10 protein-coding genes and 2 pseudogenes are annotated in these 16,439 nt (G+C 72.9%); 2 read left to right on the forward strand and 10 right to left on the reverse strand.

Annotated features, from left to right (window positions below; translation table 11 throughout):
- Positions 1-3 precede the first annotated feature (3 nt).
- From pgi to WN71_RS42910, 6 genes and pseudogenes are all read right to left on the reverse strand, one after another.
- Positions 4-1,650, reverse strand: a complete 1,647-nt coding sequence (pgi, locus tag WN71_RS27195) for a glucose-6-phosphate isomerase (RefSeq protein ID WP_046590740.1) — start codon at positions 1,648-1,650, stop codon at positions 4-6.
- Entirely contained in the window at positions 1,647-2,576 is a 930-nt protein-coding gene (gene opcA, locus WN71_RS27200) for a glucose-6-phosphate dehydrogenase assembly protein OpcA (RefSeq protein WP_046590737.1), read from the reverse strand. Before opcA ends, pgi begins: the two co-directional genes overlap by 4 nt.
- Positions 2,573-4,135: a glucose-6-phosphate dehydrogenase gene (gene zwf, locus WN71_RS27205; protein WP_046590736.1), complete on the reverse strand. Its 1,563-nt coding sequence runs from the start codon at positions 4,133-4,135 to the stop codon at positions 2,573-2,575. The genes opcA and zwf overlap by 4 nt, the downstream gene beginning before the upstream one ends.
- On the reverse strand, positions 4,136-5,278 hold the full coding sequence (gene tal, locus WN71_RS27210) for a transaldolase (protein ID WP_046590734.1): 1,143 nt from the start codon (positions 5,276-5,278) through the stop codon (positions 4,136-4,138).
- 18 nt (positions 5,279-5,296) lie between these two features.
- Positions 5,297-5,584: pseudogene (locus WN71_RS40205) on the reverse strand (transketolase-like TK C-terminal-containing protein); the annotation flags it as partial.
- Between the two features lie 129 nt (positions 5,585-5,713).
- Positions 5,714-5,827, reverse strand: a pseudogene (locus WN71_RS42910) (hypothetical protein); the annotation flags it as partial.
- A 164-nt stretch (positions 5,828-5,991) separates the two neighbouring features.
- Between WN71_RS42910 and WN71_RS27220 the strand changes: the two are divergent.
- Positions 5,992-6,918, forward strand: a complete 927-nt coding sequence (locus WN71_RS27220) for a helix-turn-helix domain-containing protein (RefSeq protein ID WP_046590730.1) — start codon at positions 5,992-5,994, stop codon at positions 6,916-6,918.
- A gap of 125 nt (positions 6,919-7,043) precedes the next feature.
- Here the strand turns inward: WN71_RS27220 and WN71_RS27225 are convergent, their stop codons facing one another.
- The gene (locus WN71_RS27225; RefSeq protein WP_046590728.1) at positions 7,044-8,453 is read right to left on the reverse strand and encodes a glycoside hydrolase family 16 protein; all 1,410 of its coding nucleotides are present in this window, start codon (positions 8,451-8,453) and stop codon (positions 7,044-7,046) included.
- A gap of 254 nt (positions 8,454-8,707) precedes the next feature.
- Positions 8,708-9,958, reverse strand: a complete 1,251-nt coding sequence (locus WN71_RS27230; protein ID WP_046590725.1) for a L,D-transpeptidase — start codon at positions 9,956-9,958, stop codon at positions 8,708-8,710.
- Positions 9,959-10,373: 415 nt separating this feature from the next.
- Here WN71_RS27230 and WN71_RS40210 point away from each other — a divergent pair, with 415 nt between their 5' ends.
- Positions 10,374-13,373 carry an FAD/NAD(P)-binding protein gene (locus WN71_RS40210; protein WP_240529784.1) on the forward strand — a complete coding sequence of 1,000 codons (3,000 nt, stop codon included), beginning with the start codon at positions 10,374-10,376 and terminating at the stop codon, positions 13,371-13,373.
- A gap of 43 nt (positions 13,374-13,416) precedes the next feature.
- Here WN71_RS40210 and WN71_RS27240 read toward each other — a convergent pair whose 3' ends face one another.
- Both WN71_RS27240 and WN71_RS27245 read right to left on the reverse strand, forming a co-directional pair.
- Positions 13,417-15,546, reverse strand: coding sequence for an MMPL family transporter (locus WN71_RS27240; RefSeq protein WP_071369884.1), 2,130 nt, complete (start codon positions 15,544-15,546; stop codon positions 13,417-13,419).
- A 192-nt stretch (positions 15,547-15,738) separates the two neighbouring features.
- A complete protein-coding gene (locus tag WN71_RS27245; RefSeq protein WP_071369885.1) occupies positions 15,739-16,407 on the reverse strand; it encodes a response regulator in 669 nt (222 codons plus the stop codon).
- Positions 16,408-16,439 lie beyond the last annotated feature (32 nt).

The raw sequence follows: 16,439 nt of genomic DNA on the forward strand, positions 1-16,439 counted from the left end.
AGTTCACTTCCCGAGTTCGCGGTACGCGGCCACGAGGGCGGCGGTGGAGGGGTCGAGACCGGGGACGTCGGCGCCCTCGGTGAGCGCGGGTTCGATCCGCTTGGCGAGGACCTTGCCGAGCTCCACGCCCCACTGGTCGAAGGAGTCGATGTCCCACACGGCGCCCTGCACGAACACCTTGTGCTCGTACAGCGCCACGAGCTGGCCGAGCACCGACGGGGTCAGCTCGGCGGCCAGGATCGTCGTCGTGGGGTGGTTGCCCTGGAAGGTGCGGGGCGAGACCTGCGCCTCGGCGACGCCCTCGGCGCGCACCTCGTCGGCGGTCTTGCCGAACGCGAGCGCCTGCGTCTGGGCGAAGAAGTTGGCCATCAGCAGGTCGTGCTGGGCCTTGAGCACGTCGCTCAACTCGCCGACCGGGCGGGCGAATCCGATGAAGTCGGCCGGGATCAGCTTGGTGCCCTGGTGGATCAGCTGGTAGTAGGCGTGCTGCCCGTTGGTGCCGGGCGTGCCCCATACGACGGGCCCTGTCTGCCAGTCGACCGGCTCGCCGTCGCGGTCCACCGACTTGCCGTTGGACTCCATGTCCAGCTGCTGGAGGTAGGCGGTGAACTTCGACAGGTAGTGCGAGTACGGCAGCACCGCGTGCGACTGCGCGTCGAAGAAGTTGCCGTACCAGATGCCCAGCAGGCCGAGGATCAGCGGGGCGTTGGCCTCGGCGGGCGCGGTGCGGAAGTGCTCGTCGACGAGGTGGAAGCCGTCGAGCATCTCGCGGAACCGCTCCGGGCCGATGGCGATCATCAGCGAGAGGCCGATGGCGGAGTCGTAGGAGTAGCGGCCGCCGACCCAGTCCCAGAACTCGAACATGTTGTCCGGGTCGATGCCGAAGTCGGTGACCTTGCCGGCGTTGGTCGACAGCGCGACGAAGTGCCGGGCGACCGCCTTCTCGTCGCCGAGCCCGTGCGGGCCCTCCAGCAGCCAGGTGCGCGCCGAGGTCGCGTTGGTGATCGTCTCGATCGTGGTGAAGGTCTTGGAGGCGACGATGAACAGGGTCTCCGCCGGATCGAGGTCGCGGACGGCCTCGTGCAGGTCGGCGCCGTCGACGTTCGACACGAACCGGAACGTCAACTCCCGGGCGGTGAAGGGCCGCAGCACCTCGTACGCCATGGCGGGGCCGAGGTCGGAGCCGCCGATGCCGATGTTGACGACGTTCCTGATCCGCTTGCCGGTGTGGCCGGTCCACTCGCCGGAGCGTACCCGGCCGGCGAAGTCCGCCATCTTGTCGAGCACGGCGTGCACGCCCGGCACGACGTTCTCGCCGTCGACCTCGACCACCGCGTCGCGGGGGGCGCGCAGCGCGGTGTGCAGCACCGCGCGGTCCTCCGTGACGTTGATCCTCGCGCCGCGGAACATCGCGTCCCGCAGGCCGAACACGTCGGTGGCCGCGGCCAGTTCGCGCAGCAGCGCGAGTGTCTCGTCGGTGATCAGGTGCTTGGAGTAGTCGATGCGCAGATCGCCGACGCGCACGACGTACCGCTCGGCACGGCCGGGGTCGGCGGCGAACAGCTCCCGCAGATGGTCCTGCCAGTGGGCGCGGTGGTCCTCCAGCGCGGTCCACTCCGGGCGCCGGTCGAGGCGGGGGGTGTCGGTCATCGGGCGGTCTCCTTGGCACTCTCGCCGCGCAGGGCGATGGCGTACATCTCGTCGGCGTCGAGGCGGCGCAGCTCCTCGGCGATCAGTTCGGAGGTGGTGCGGACCTTCAGGGCGAGGGTGCGCGGCGGCTGGTCGGGCAGGGTCAGGGTGGCGAGCGGCCCCTCGGGCCGGTCGATGACGATGTCGCCCCCGGCGGTGCCGAGCCGTACGGCGGTGACCACCGGTCCGGCGGTGACCACCCGGTCCACCTTGACCGAGAGACGCGCCTCCAGCCAGCGCGCGAGGAGTTCGGCGGCGGGGTTGTCCGCCTCGGCCTCCACCGCCGCGTGCGTCACGTCGGTGCGCGCCTGGTCCAGGGCGGCGGCGAGCATCGAGCGCCACGGCGTGAGCCGGGTCCAGGCGAGGTCGGTGTCGCCGGGCGCGTAGTTGCGCACCCGGATCTCCAGCGCCTGGAGCGGGTTGCCCACCGTGTACAGGTCGGTGATCCTGCGCTGGGCCAGTGCGCCGAGCGGGTCCTTGGCGGGGTTGTCGGGGGCGTCCCCGGGCCACCACACGACGACCGGCGCGTCCGGCAGCAGCAGCGGCAGCACGACCGAGTCGGCGTGGTCGGAGACCTCGCCGTAGGTGCGCAGGATCACGGTCTCGCCGGTGCCCGCATCGGCGCCGACCCGGACCTCGGCGTCGAGGTGGGAGTTGGTGCGGTCGCGCGGGGTGCGGGCCTGCCGCTTGATGACGACGAGGGTGCGCGAGGGGTGCTCGTGCGACGCCTCCTCGGCCGCCTTGATGGCGTCGTAGGCGTTCTCCTCGTCCGTGACGATGACCATCGTCAGCACCATGCCCACGGCCGGTGTGCCGATGGCCCGGCGACCCTGCACCAGTGCTTTGTTGATCTTGCTTGCCGTGGTGTCCGTCAGGTCGATCTTCATGGCCTGCGCCAGCTCCGTCCGTCTCGTGCGAGCATCTCGTCCGCTTCCTCGGGTCCCCATGTCCCCGACGCGTACCGCGCCGGCCTGCCATGTGTGGCCCAGTACTCCTCGATCGGGTCGAGGATCTTCCAGGACTCTTCCACTTCCTGGTGACGGGGGAACAGATTCGCGTCGCCCAGGAGTACGTCCAGGATGAGCCGCTCGTACGCCTCGGGGCTGGACTCCGTGAACGACTCGCCGTAGGCGAAGTCCATCGTCACGTCCCGGATCTCCATGGACGTGCCGGGCACCTTGGAGCCGAACCGCACGGTCATGCCCTCGTCGGGCTGGACCCGGATGACGACGGCGTTCTGGCCGAGTTCCTCGGTCGCCGTGCTGTCGAAGGGGGAGTGCGGGGCGCGCTGGAAGACCACCGCGATCTCGGTGACGCGGCGGCCGAGCCGCTTGCCGGTGCGCAGGTAGAAGGGGACGCCCGCCCAGCGGCGGTTGTCGATGCCCACCTTGATCGCGGCGTAGGTGTCGGTGCCGGACTCCGGGTCGATGCCGTCCTCCTGGAGGTAGCCGGGCACCTGGGCGCCGCCCTGCCACGCCTCCGTGTACTGGCCGCGCACGGTGTGCGCGCCGAGGTCCTCGGGCAGCCGCACCGACTTGAGCACCTTGAGCTTCTCCGTCAGCAGCGACTCCGCGTCGAAGGCGATGGGCTCCTCCATCGCGGTGAGCGCCATCAGCTGGAGGAGGTGGTTCTGGATGACGTCGCGGGCGGCGCCGATGCCGTCGTAGTACCCGGCCCGGCCGCCGATGCCGATGTCCTCGGCCATCGTGATCTGTACGTGGTCGACGTACGACCGGTTCCAGATGGGCTCGTACATCTGGTTGGCGAACCGCAGCGCCAGGATGTTCTGGACGGTCTCCTTGCCGAGGTAGTGGTCGATCCGGAACACCTGCTCCGGGTCGAACACGTCGTGCAGGATGGCGTTCAGCTGCCGGGCGCTCTTCAGGTCGTGGCCGAACGGCTTCTCGATCACCCCGCGCCGCCAGGAGCCCTCGGGCGCGTTCGCGAGGCCGTGCTTCTTCAGCTGCTTGACCACCTTGGGGAAGAACTTCGGCGGTACGGAGAGATAGAAGGCGTAGTTGCCGTTGGTGCCGCGGGCCGCGTCGAGGTCCTGGACCGTCTGGGCGAGCGCCTTGAACGCGGTGTCGTCGTCGAAGTCGCCCGGGATGAACCGCATCCCCTCGGACAGCTGCTGCCAGACCTCCTCGCGGAACGGCGTGCGCGAGTGCTCGCGCACCGCGTCGTGCACCACCTGCGCGAAGTCCTGGTCCTCCCAGTCGCGCCGGGCGAAGCCGACGAGCGAGAAACCCGGCGGCAGCAGGCCGCGGTTGGCGAGGTCGTAGACCGCCGGCATCAGCTTCTTGCGGGACAGGTCGCCGGTGACACCGAAGATGACGAGCCCGGACGGCCCGGCGATGCGCGGCAGCCGGCGGTCGCGCGGATCGCGCAGCGGGTTGTCCCACCCGGCGGCCGGGTTGGTCACCTCTTCGAGCGGGGTCGCAGTCATCTATGCCTCAACTCCCTTGTCGTTCATGGACTTCGTGACCGCGTCCAGCAGGTCCTGCCAGGCGTCCTCGAACTTGGCGACGCCCTCGTTCTCCAACTGCCCCACGACGTCGGAATAAGAGATGCCGAGCCGCTCCACCGCGTTGAGGTCGGCGCGGGCCTGCGCGTAGCCGCCCGTGACGGTGTCGCCGTGGATCTCGCCGTGGTCGGCGACGGCCTTCAAGGTCGTCTCCGGCATGGTGTTGACGGTGCCGGGGGCGACCAGTTCGTCGACGTAGAGCGTGTCCTTGTACGCCGGGTCCTTCACGCCGGTCGACGCCCACAGCGGGCGCTGCGCGTGGGCCCCCGCGGCGGCGAGCGCCGTCCAGCGGGCACCGGCGACGACCTCCTCGTACGCCGCGTACGCGAGCCGGGCGTTGGCGAGCGCCGCGCGGCCCCGCAGCGACAGCGCCTCCGCCGTGCCGAGGACCGTCAGCCGCTTGTCGATCTCGGCGTCCACACGGGAGACGAAGAAGGACGCCACGGAGTGGATCTCCGACAGGTCCAGGCCGCGCTCCCTGGCCTTCTCCAGCCCCGCCAGATAGGCGTCCATGACCTCGCGGTAGCGCTCCAGGGAGAAGATCAGCGTGACGTTGACGCTGATGCCGAGGCCGATGACCTCGGTGATCGCCGGCAGGCCCGCCCGGGTCGCCGGGATCTTGATGAGGGTGTTGGGCCGGTCCACCAGCCAGGCCAGCTGCCTGGCCTCCGCGACGGTGGCCGCCGTGTCGTGCGCGAGACGCGGGTCGACCTCGATGGAGACCCGGCCGTCCTGCCCGTCGGTGGCGTCGAACACGGGGCGCAGGATGTCGGCGGCGGCGCGCACGTCGGCGGTGGTCATCATCCGTACGGCCTCGTCGACGGTGACACCGCGGACGGCGAGCTCGGTGAGCTGCTCCTCGTACCCCTCGCCCGAGCCGATGGCGGCCTGGAAGATGGACGGGTTGGTCGTCACGCCGACGACACCGCCGTCCGCCACGAGAGCGGCGAGACCGCCGGACGTGATCCGCCTGCGCGACAGGTCGTCCAGCCAGACGGAGACGCCCAGGTCGGACAGGCGCTCCAGCGCTCCCGCGGTCGCGGTCGCTTCGGTCACTTTGATCATCTTCTTTCTGCGATCGGATCAACCGCGCACGGCGGCGAGGGATTCCCGGGCCGCGGCGGCTACGTTCTCGGCGGTGAGGCCGAACTCGGCGGACGGGGTCCCCGCGGCGGCAAAGGCCCCGAAGCGTCCGAGGGAGACGATGCGTCCTGCGTCACCTACGAAGCGGTACCCCGTCAGGGCGGCTCCCGCCTCGACCGCGGCGCGGGACCGCACGGACGGCGGCAGCACCCGCTCGCGGAACACGTCCGGGGCGCTCGCGTACGCCGGTACGCCCTGCCGGGTGAGCGTGAGCCCGTGCGGGGCCGGGCGGCGCTCCCGCACGGGGCGGTGGCCGGGGGCGTCCGGTGCCGGTCCGTCACTCGGGGTCGGCCGGGTCACGCACATCACCTTCTGAAAGATCGCGTACGCCGCCGGTACGAGGCTCGGCACGGCGCCGGGGCGTCCGCTGGCGGCCCTCCGCAGGGCGTCGGCCGCCAGGACGCGGGCGGAGTCGACGGCGCGTCGGTCGCGCTCGGTCCTTCCCGGGAGGCCCGTCGCGCGCGTGCTCATCTTCAAGAGGTCCTCATGAAGTGCGAGATTGCTGGCAGTACACGTTCAAGCGTAAAAGTCTGACTTTTATGCAGGGAGGTCGGCGTGTGCCAGCCTGTGGTGAAAATGGGACACCGGCGGTACGGCGGGAGCGGCACGAACCGAACATGCGGCACATGAGGAACATGGTGGACAGGGAACTCCCTGGCGGCGAGGCGAGCGCGGTCGGCGACGAGGTCACGATCAGAACGTTCCCCTTCCCGGCCGACATGAGCGTGGGCGGTGTCGGCATGCAGGTCGGGCCGATGGACACCGGAGTGACCTGGCACGCCGACGCGCCCCTGCACCGCGTCCACCGCATCGACTTCCACGTGGTCATGCTCTTCGCCACGGGCCCCGTCCGCCACATGATCGACTTCGCCGAGTACGAGGCCGGCCCCGGCGACCTCCTGTGGATCCGCCCCGGCCAGGTCCACCGCTTCTCGAAGACCAGCGAGTACCGCGGCACCGTGCTGACCATGCAGCCCGGCTTCCTGCCCCGCGCCACCGTGGAGGCCACCGGCCTGTACCGCTACGACCTGCCGCCGCTGCTGCGCCCGGACGAGGCGCAGCTGACGGCCCTGCGGGCGGGCCTCGCGCAGCTGCGCCGCGAGTACGAGGACACCGCCACCCTGCCGCCGGGCCTGCATCTCGCGGTGCTGCGGCACACGCTGACGGCGTTCCTGCTGCGGCTGTCCCATCTCGCGGCCGGGGCGGCGCCGGGAGTGGGGGAGGGGCATCCGGCGGACGGCACGTTCACGCGCTTCCGGGACGCCGTCGAACGCGACTTCGCCACCAATCACAGCGTCAGCGCCTACGCCGACGGGCTCGGCTACTCGCGCCGCACCCTGGTCCGCGCGGTGCGGGCCGCCACCGGGCGGACCCCCAAGGGCTTCATCGACCGGCGCGTGGTGCTGGAGGCCAAGCGCCTGCTCGCCCACACCGACCTGCCGATCGGGCGGGTCGGGGCCGCGGTCGGCTTCCCCGACGCGGCGAACTTCACCAAGTTCTTCCACCTGCACACGGAGGCGACCCCGGCGGCGTTCCGGGCGGAGGTGCGCCGCCCGTCCTGAGGGCTCGCGCCGCCGGACGTACGGCGCCCGGTCCGGAACCGGCGGCACGGACGGGCCCATGCGTACGGCGCCGGAAGCCGGCCCTCCGAGAAGGGCCGGCCGCCGACGCCGGGGGGAAGGGCCGGTCAGTGGCCGAAGTCGAACCAGTTCACGTTCACGAAGTCGGCCGACTGCCCGCTCGTGAAGGTGAGATACACGTCATGGGTGCCGGTCACCCCGCTGATGTTCGCCGGGATCGTCTGCCAGGTCTGCCAGCCGCCCGTGTTGCCCACCGCGAAACTGCCGATGGGCGCGTTGCTGCGGCTGTCCAGCCGTACTTCGACCAGGCCGCTCACCCCGCTCGCCGCGCCGCTCGCGACCCGCGCGTTGAACTGGGTGGCCGCCGTGGAGCCGAAGTTGACACCCTTGTAGAGCGCCCAGTCGCCGTTGGCGACGTACCCGATGTCCTGTCCGCCGCCGGTGTCGGTCGTCGTCTCGGCGGTCGTGCCGGACTGGCTGTCGTACGACTCCGCCTGGATGGCGCTGTAGGCGTCGCGGTTGCCGGACGGCGGGGGAGTGGTGCCGCCGCCGCTGCTGCTGCCGCTGGCCTGGAGCACCTGTACGTAGTCCACGGCCATCGAGTGGCCCGGCTCCGTGGTGCTGTAGGGGCCGCCGCCGAACGCGCCGGGGAAGCCGCCGCCCATCGCCACGTTCAGGATGACGAAGAAGCCGTGGTTGGTGGCGTTGGACCAGGTGGTCGCGTCGACCTGACTGGACGTCACCGTCTGGTAGTTGACGCCGTCGACGTAGAAGCGGATCGCCTCGGGGCTGACCGAGCGGTCCCACTCCATCGTGTAGGTGTGGAAGCCGGACTGGCAGGTGGTGTTCGGGCAGGAGGTGGAGTTGCCGAGACCGGTGGTCTCGTTGCACGGACCGCCCGGGTTCGTGCCGCAGTGCACGGTGGCCCAGGTGGTGTTCAGGCCCTGCACGTTCTCCATGATGTCCAGCTCGCCGACGGACGGCCAGTTCTGGTAGTTGCCGCGGAACGGCGACCCGAGCATCCAGAACGCGGGCCAGTACCCTTGCGCGGCCGTGCCGGTGACATTGGGCATCTGGATCCGCGCCTCGACGCGCAGCTTGCCGCCGGCCGGGGGCTGGAAGTCGGTGCGGGTGGTCTCGATACGGCCCGACGTCCAGTTGCCCGACGCGTCGCGGCGCGGGGTGATCAGCAGGTTGCCGCTGCCGTCGAGGGCGACGTTGTTGGTGGACGAGGTCATCGTCTCGACCTCGCCGGTGCCCCAGTTGGCCGCCCCACCGGGATACGAAGTGCCGGTGTCGTACTGCCAGTTGGAGGTGTTGACGCCGGTTCCGGCCGAGCCGTTGAAGTCGTCGAGGAAGACCTGCGACCAGCCGGTCGGGGTGGTGGGGGCGGAGGCGTTCGCGGGCACGGTGGCCACGGTGGCGGCCGCCGCCGCGAGGCCCAGCGTGGCGATGAACGCGACGAGCGCCCGTCTGAGGGGGCGCCGTGCGCGGGGTGTTCCGGAGGTTGCACTCATGGGGGTGTGCCTCTCGGGTACGGATGGGTGTGCGGGGGAATCCTGAGAGCGCTCTGAGAGCGCTCTCAAGGTGCGGCCAATGTGCTCCCCGGTGCTCCGGTCGTCAAGACTTGAAACAAAGAAAGTTGCTTTCCCCAGGGGGAGTTCACGGCGTGAAGCGCGAAAACGGCGGCGCGCGCCACCCCGTTGCGGAGGTGGCGCGCGCCGGGTCGCGGGGCGGCGGCTCGGACCGCGCCGCCCGCCTTCCGGTCGGCTCAGACGGCGCTGCCCGCCTTCCAGTCCGCCCAGGACAGGTTCCAGCCGTTGAGGCCGTTGGACGCCGCGACGGTCTTCTCGCCCGAGTTCTTCACGATCACCACGTCGCCGAGCATGGAGCTGTCGTAGAACTTGTAGCCCGCCACCGAGGTGTCGTTCGCGCCCTTGGTGTCGTGCAGGCCGACGCAGCCGTGGCTGGCGTTCTGGTGGCCGAACACCGCGCTGGACGCCCAGTAGTTGCCGTGGATGAAGGTGCCGGAGGTGGTCAGACGCTGCGCGTGCGGCACGTCCTTGATGTCGTACTCGTCGCCGAGACCGACCGTGGAGGACTCCATCCGGGTCTCCTTGAACCGCTCGCTGATCACCATGATCCCGGACCAGGTGGTGTGCGAGGAGTCGCCGCCGGTGACCGGGTAGGTGGCGAGGGTCTTGCCGTCGCGCCGTACGGTCATCTCCTTCGTCGACAGGTCGACCGTGCTGATCTGGGAGCGGCCGATGTGGAAGGTGACGTCCTTCGACTGCACGCCGTAGACGCCGTCCGAGCCCTCGACGTCCTTCAGCCGCAGACTCAGGGTGACCTTCGTGCCCGCGGCCCAGTAGGTCTCCGGCCGGAAGTCGAGCCGGGTGTCGCTGAACCAGTGCCCGACCACCTCGACGGCCGGGTCCGCGGTCACCGTGATCGCCTTCTGCACGGCGGCCTTGTCCTTCACCGCGTGGGTGAAGTTGATCGACACCGGCATCCCGACGCCGGACGTCGAGTTCGCCTCCGGCGTGTAGTAGCCCACATAGGTCGCGCCGACGGACTTGGTGCTGAACGTGGTCACCGTCTCCTTGGCCACGCCCTCGGCCTTCGCCGTCACCGTGTACTTCGTGCCGGAGTACGGGTTCTGCTCCGAAGTCCACTTCGTCCCGGCCGAGTCGAGCGAACCGGCGAGCGTCGAGCCGTCGCTGCCGGTCACCTTGACGGACGCCAGCGTGCCGTCGGTCACGGTCACCACGACCGGGTTCGAGAAGTCGGCCCTCGTCGCCCCGGACGCCGGGCTGACCTTGATCGTGGGCTGCTTCTTCGCGGCGGCCTGCGCCGAGGCGGTGGCGTCCTTGCCGTCCGCGGAACCGGCCGAGTCGCCGGACCCGGAGGAGGAGCTGCATCCGGCGAGCGCGGCGGCCGGTACGGCACCCAGGACGGCCAGGATCCCCCGCCGGCTCCATCTCGCCGACCGGGACCCGTTCGATATGTGTGCGAAGCCCACGACACGCCTTCCTGAGTTCTCGCCTGTGTGGGTGCATCCTGCGACTTTTGTCTGGGGCGATCCTTTGAATGGGTGGGCGGCTTCCTGAGATTCCTGTGAAGAGGGGCTGTGCGCCGGGCCGCGCGGGGGTTGTGCGCGGAGGCGGCGGGGCGGCCTCGGAGGCGCTCTCGCGAGGGGTCCGAGACACGGCGGCCGGAAAGCGGGGGGCGGCCGGATCGCGCGGTTGTCCGGGTCGCTCCGTTTGTGAACAGAGTATGAACCGCCGGCCGGTGCGCTGAGTTTCCGGTGAGATCCCCGGCCCGGCATGGCTTCCCGGCCGTCCCGATCGGAACAGTGGGGAAACCGCGAGAACACGGAGGGCGGCGTCCCGGAAACCCGGGAGCGCGCTCCGTGCCCGAACCTGCCGGAGGTATTCGTGACCGAAGTCCGCACACGGCACACCGTGGCCATCGTCGGAGCGGGCGCGGCGGGCACCCTGACCGCCGTGCACCTGCTCGAGGCCGCCGCCCGCCGCCGGACTCCCCTCGACCTCGTCCTGATCGACCCCGCGCCGGAGGCCGGCCGTGGCACCGCCTACGCCACCGCCGACCCCCGGCACCGGCTCAACGTGCCCGCGGGCGGCATGAGCGGCTACCCCGACGATCCCGGGCACTTCGTCCGCTGGCTGTGCCGGCACGGCGAACCCACCGTGACGGCGGCCGACTTCGCGACCCGCTACCGCTACGGCGCCTATCTCGCCGACACCTTGGGCCAGGCGATCGTCCACGCGCACGGCACGGTCACCGTACGGCGGCTGCGCAGCCGTGCCGTACGCTGCGCCGCCGCCCCCGGCGGGCGGGTCGAACTCGGCCTCGCCGACGGGGAGCCGCTGATCGCGGACAGCGCCGTCCTGGCCACCGGGCCGGCCGCGCCGACCGCCGCGTGGGCGCCGCCCGCGCTGCGCTCCTCGCCACGCTTCGTCGCCGCTCCCTGGGCGCCCGGCGCCCTGGACGGGCCGACGGCGGACGTCTCCGACGTCCTGCTCGTCGGCACCGGCCTGACCGCCGTGGACCTCGCCCTCACCCTCGACCGGCCCGGCCGGACCGTGCACGCGCTCAGCCGCAGCGGACTGCTCCCCCAGCCGCACGCACTCGGTCCGGCCGGGCCGGTACCGGTCCCCGAAGGGCTGACCGGGTCGCCTGCGGCGGGCTCGGCGGGCTCGCCGGGCTCGGTGCCGGGCGCCGACGTCCGGCCGTCACGCGCGACCGACCGGCCGTCGGGCGCGGACGTCCGGCCGTCGGGTGCGGCTGACCGTCCGTCGGGCGCGGACGCCTGGCCGTCGGGCGCGGCCGGCGTGTCATCGGCCGAGGACCGCATGCAGGCCGTCGTGGGTCCCGATCAAGCCGCCGTAGGCCCCGAGCGGGCCGCTGCAGCCTCCGAGCGCGCCGTCGCGGACCCCGGGCAGGCTGCCTCCGAGTATCTCGCGCGGTTGCGGCGCGTCGTCTACGGCCATGTCAGTCGTAGTCGGCGTACCCAGGGGGACTGGCGGCCCGCCGTCGACAGTCTGCGGCCGTACACCGCGCGGTTGTGGCGCAGTCTGACGCCCGAGGAGCGGGCGGAGTTCCTGGCCCGGGAGGGGGCGCTGTGGAACACCCACCGGCACCGCATGGCGCCCGCCACCGCCGAACGCGTCGACCGCGCCCGCACCGCCCGCCGCCTGCGCGTCCACACCGGCACGGTCACCTCGGTCACCGTCCACGACGACGGCCCCCTGACCGTCGAGCTGGCCGACGGCCGTACGCTGCGCGTCGGCTGGGTCGTCGACTGCACGGGTCCCGGCGGGCGCGCGGACGACCCGCTGTGGCGCTCGCTGTTCGCCTCCGGAGCCGCCGTGCCCGGCCCGCTGGGTCTCGGCGTCGCCACCCGCGACGGCCGGCTGCAGGGCCGGGACGACCGGGCCGAACTGCCCCTGTTCACCCTCGGCTCCGCGCGCCGCGGCGAGCTGTGGGAGACCACCGCCGTCCCCGAGATCAGGGTCCAGGCGGCGGCGCTGGCCGAGGAGTTGCTGGCCCCGCTGACACCCCGGCGCCGCAGTGGAGGCCGTCGGCCCGGTGACGGCCACGGCCTGCCGCTGTCCACCCACGCGGCCGCCGCGGCGGCCCACCGGCGCGGACTCGACCGCGTGCTCAAGGTGCGCTCCGGCGCCCGCGAGTGCTTCGAGCGGGCCGTCGAGCTGGACCCCGGCTTCGCCCTCGGCCACGCGGCGCTCGCCCTGCTGGGCCACGAGTGCGGCGCCCCCGTCGACGTACCGCGGTCGCTCGCGCGGGCCCGGCGCGGCGCGCGCGAGCGGGCGGACGAGCGGGAGCGCTCGTTCGTGGACGTGGTCACCCGCCGCGTGCACGGCGACGACGGCGACGCGGCGCTGCTGCGCCACCTGGAGAACCACCCGGCGGACGCCCTCGCCCTGGCCGCCGCCGTGCCCACCATCGCCTTCTCCGGCGTGGCCGACCTCGACGACGACTACGCGCTCGGCCTGCTGCGCCGTACCGCACCCGCCCACGACGGACACTGGTTCCACACCTCCCTGCTGGCCTTCCTGCGGCAGGAGCAGGGCAGGCTGCACGAGGCCGGCGAACTCGCCCACCGCGCCCTCGCCGCCGAGCCCGCCTCCGGGCACGCGGTGCACGCGCTGGCCCACGTCCACTACGAGTCCGGCGCCCACGAGGCCGGCCGGGACTGGCTGGACGGCTGGGTCGGCGGCCATGGCCGGGGCGCGGTCCACCGGGCCCACTTCTCCTGGCACATCGCCCTGCACGAACTCGCCCTGGACGACCCCGAAGCGGTCCGCAGGCGCTGGCGCACCCAGCTCGCGCCCGGCCGGGTGAACGGGGTGCGGGCGCTCGTCGACTCGGGCTCCCTGCTGTGGCGGGCCCGGCTGAGCGGCACCTGGCCGGGTGACGACCTGCCGGTGGCGGACGTACTGGACGCGGTGGCGCGCGAGGTGGTGGAGCGCCCGGCGACGGCGTTCACGGCGCTGCACGCGGCGGTCGCGCTGACCGCGGCGGGCGACCTGTGGGCCCTGCGCCGGCTGCGCGACCACGCGGCGGGCGCGGACGCCACCCAGCGCGAGGTGATCGCGCCCCTGTGCGACGCGCTGGGCGCGCTGGTCGAGGAGCGTTTCGCGGAGGCGGCCCGGGGCCTTTCCGCCCTGCTGCCCGTGCTGCGCCGGGTCGGCGGCAGCGCCGCCCAGCGCGAGGTGGTGGAGGAGACCCTGCTGTACGCGCTGCTCGCGGCGGGCCACGGCACCGCGGCCCGCCACCTCCTGGACACCCGCCTGGACCGCCGTACGGCCCCCCGCGACCGGCGCCTCCTCGCCGCCCTCGACGGGGCCCGGTCCGGACCGACCGTCCCGGGCCCCGTCCTGAACCCCCGCTGACCGACGGCGCTCCAGGGGCGGTTCAGGGGCGGTCCGGGGACGGCTACGCCCGCTCCGGCTGCCCCCGCCCCGCGGCGCACCCCGTCTCCCGCGGGGCGGCGGGCGCCGCCTCGGCCGGACCGAAGCGGGCGTGCGCGCGGCGCAGGGCCGGCGGAGCCCACCACGCCCGGCGGCCCAGCAGCGCCATCGTCGCCGGGACCAGCAGCATCCGTACGGCCGTCGCGTCGACGAGGACCGCCAGGGTCAGCCCCAGACCGATCTGGAGGATGGGCGAGAAGCCGCCGGTCATGAACGCCCCGAAGACCACGGCCAGAAGGAGCGCCGCGCAGGTGACCACCCGGCCGGAGCGGCGCAGCCCGTCGACCACGGCCGCCCGGTCGTCGCCGGTCCCGGCGCGTGCCTCGCGCATCCGGGCCAGGATGAACAGCTCGTAGTCCATGGCGAGTCCGAACGCGATCGCGACGATCAGCGGCGGCGCCGTCAGGCTCAGCGAGCCGAGCCCGCGCGCGCCCAGCGCGCCCGCCAGATGCCCGTCCTGGAACACCCACACCACCACGCCCAGCGCGGCGCCCAGGCTGAGCAGGGTCGTCGCGACGGTCCGCAGCGGCAGCAGGACCGAGCCGGTGAACGCGAACAGCAGCACCAGGACCCCGGCCAGCACGGTCAGCGCCGCCCAGGGCGCCCGCTCCGCCAACATGGCGCGGAAGTCGACCAGTTGGGCCGCCGCGCCGGTGACCTCGACGGGCTGCGCGCCCCGCAGCTCCCGTACCCGCCGCACCAGGTCCGTCGCCGCCCTGCCGTCCAGCGACCCGGACGGCTGGAGCTGTACGACGGTGGCGCCGTCGGGCAGCGCGCGGGAGACGGACCCCGGCGACAGGGCCCGGATCGCGTCGGCCGTCGCCTCCCGCGTGCCCGGCCGCAGCACCACGGTCACCGGCGAGACGCCCGTTCCGGCCGGGAAGTGCGCGTCGACGGTGTCGTACACCTGCCGTGCCTCCGTGTTCCGGGGCAGCTGCCCCGCGTCGCCGAGGCCGATGCGCAGCCCGGCCACGGGCAGCGCGAGCACGAGCAGGGCGGGCACCAGGACGGCGAGGACGGCGTACCTGCGGCGGGTCGCGAACCGCGCCAGGCGGGCGAAGACCCGCCCCTCCTGGCGTTCGCGCGCCGCCCGCGCCGGGGCGATCCGCCCGCCGAACAGGGTCAGCAGCGCCGGCAGCAAGGTGATCGCGGCCAGCATGTCCACCACGACCACCGCGGCCACCGCCAGGCCCATGCTGCGCAGGAACGTGCTCGGGAAGACCAGTAGCCCGGTCAGGCTCACGGCGACCGTGAGCCCGGAGAACAGCACCGTGCGCCCGGCCTGCCCGACCGTGCGCCGCACGGCCTCGCCCACGTCGTCGGTGTGGCGCCGTTCCTCGCGGAACCGCACGACGGTCAACAGGGCGTAGTCGACGGCGAGTCCGAGCCCCAGCATGGTCGTGACCTGGATCGCGTACACCGAGACGTCGGTGACCTGACTGAAGGCGAACAGCGCCAGGAACGCCCCGGCGATGCCGCTCACCGCGATCACCAGCGGCAGCACCGCCGCGCGCAGCCCGCCGAACACCACGAGCAGGAGCGCCAGTACGACGGGCAGCGAGATCAACTCGGCGTCGCGCACGTCCTCCTGGGCGCGGTCACCGAGCTGCCGGCCCAGCAGCGGGCCGCCGCTGACGTGGACCTCGGGCGCGTCGATCGCCTTGATACGGGCCACCGCCGCGTCGATGGCGCGGTCCTCGGCGTCGTCGTCCAGGCCTCCGTCGAGCGTGACGGGCACGATCAGCGCCCTGCCGTCGGCGGCGGTCAGGCCGTGGGTGCGGTAGGGGTCGGGCACGGCGGCCACCCCGGCGATCGCGCGGACCTCGGCGACCGCGCGCTCCACCTGAGCCCGCAGGGCCGGATCGGCGACCGCGGTGCCCGAGACGACGGCGGTGAGCGACTCGCCCTCGGGGTCCACGTGGTCCAGGTAGTTCGCCGCGCGCTCCGACTCTGCGCCCGGTATCCCGGCCACGTCGTCGGAGAGCCGGCCGAACACACCGGTCCCGACGCCGAAGCCGAGTACCAGAAGCAGCAGCCAGAGGACGATGACGGTGAGCGGGCGGCGGGTCGCCACCCGTGCGAAGGCGCGCAGCACGGTCCCTCCCGGTGGAACGTCGCGATTCGGTCGTCGGCGCCCCGCCCGCCGAACGGGGCGAGGGGTGCGTCCCGGACAGACTCGCGCCGGAGGGGAGGTCGCCGGATCGCCGGAGGGAGCGGTTTTCGGGGGTCCGTCGCACGGGTGAGCCGCGGCGGCCACTCACCCGTCAGAGGGAGGCGGGGCGGTGGCTCAGGGGGCGCCGGGCGTGACAAGTCCCGTCTCGTAGGCGCAGATCACCGCCTGCACCCGGTCCCGCAGCCCCAACTTGCCGAGCACATTGCTCACATGGGTCTTCACCGTGTGCTCGCTCACGAACAGCGTCGTCGCGATCTCCGCGTTCGACAGGCCCCGCGCCAGCATCCGCAGCGTCTCCACCTCGCGGGCGGTCAGCACCGCCAGCCGGTCCGGGGTGGCCTCCGTGGCCGCCTCCGCGCGGCGCCGCCGCACGAGGTCCGCGACCAGGCGCCGGGTCACCGCGGGAGCCAGCAGCGCGTCGCCCGCCGCGACCACGCGCACCGCGTGCACCAGGTCGTCCCGCCGTACGTCCTTGAGCAGGAAGCCGCTGGCCCCGGCGTACAGCGCCTCGTAGACGTACTCGTCGAGGTCGAACGTGGTCAGCATGACGACCTTGCAGCGGGACCCGGCGCAGATCCTGCGCGCGGCCGCCAGACCGTCCAGCACGGGCATCCGGATGTCCAGCAGCGCCACGTCGGGGGCGTGCTCCCGCACCGCCGCGACCGCCGCCTCGCCGTCCCCGGCCTCGGCGACCACCTCGATGTCCGGCTGTGCCTCCAGGATCATGCCGAAGCCGCTGCGCACGAGTTCCTGGTCGTCGGCCACGACCACCCGGATCGTCATCCGGCGGCCGCCCGCCGCGCCCCGCCCACCGG

The sequence above is a fragment of the Streptomyces mangrovisoli genome (assembly GCF_000974985.2).
Lineage (GTDB): Bacteria > Actinomycetota > Actinomycetes > Streptomycetales > Streptomycetaceae > Streptomyces > Streptomyces mangrovisoli.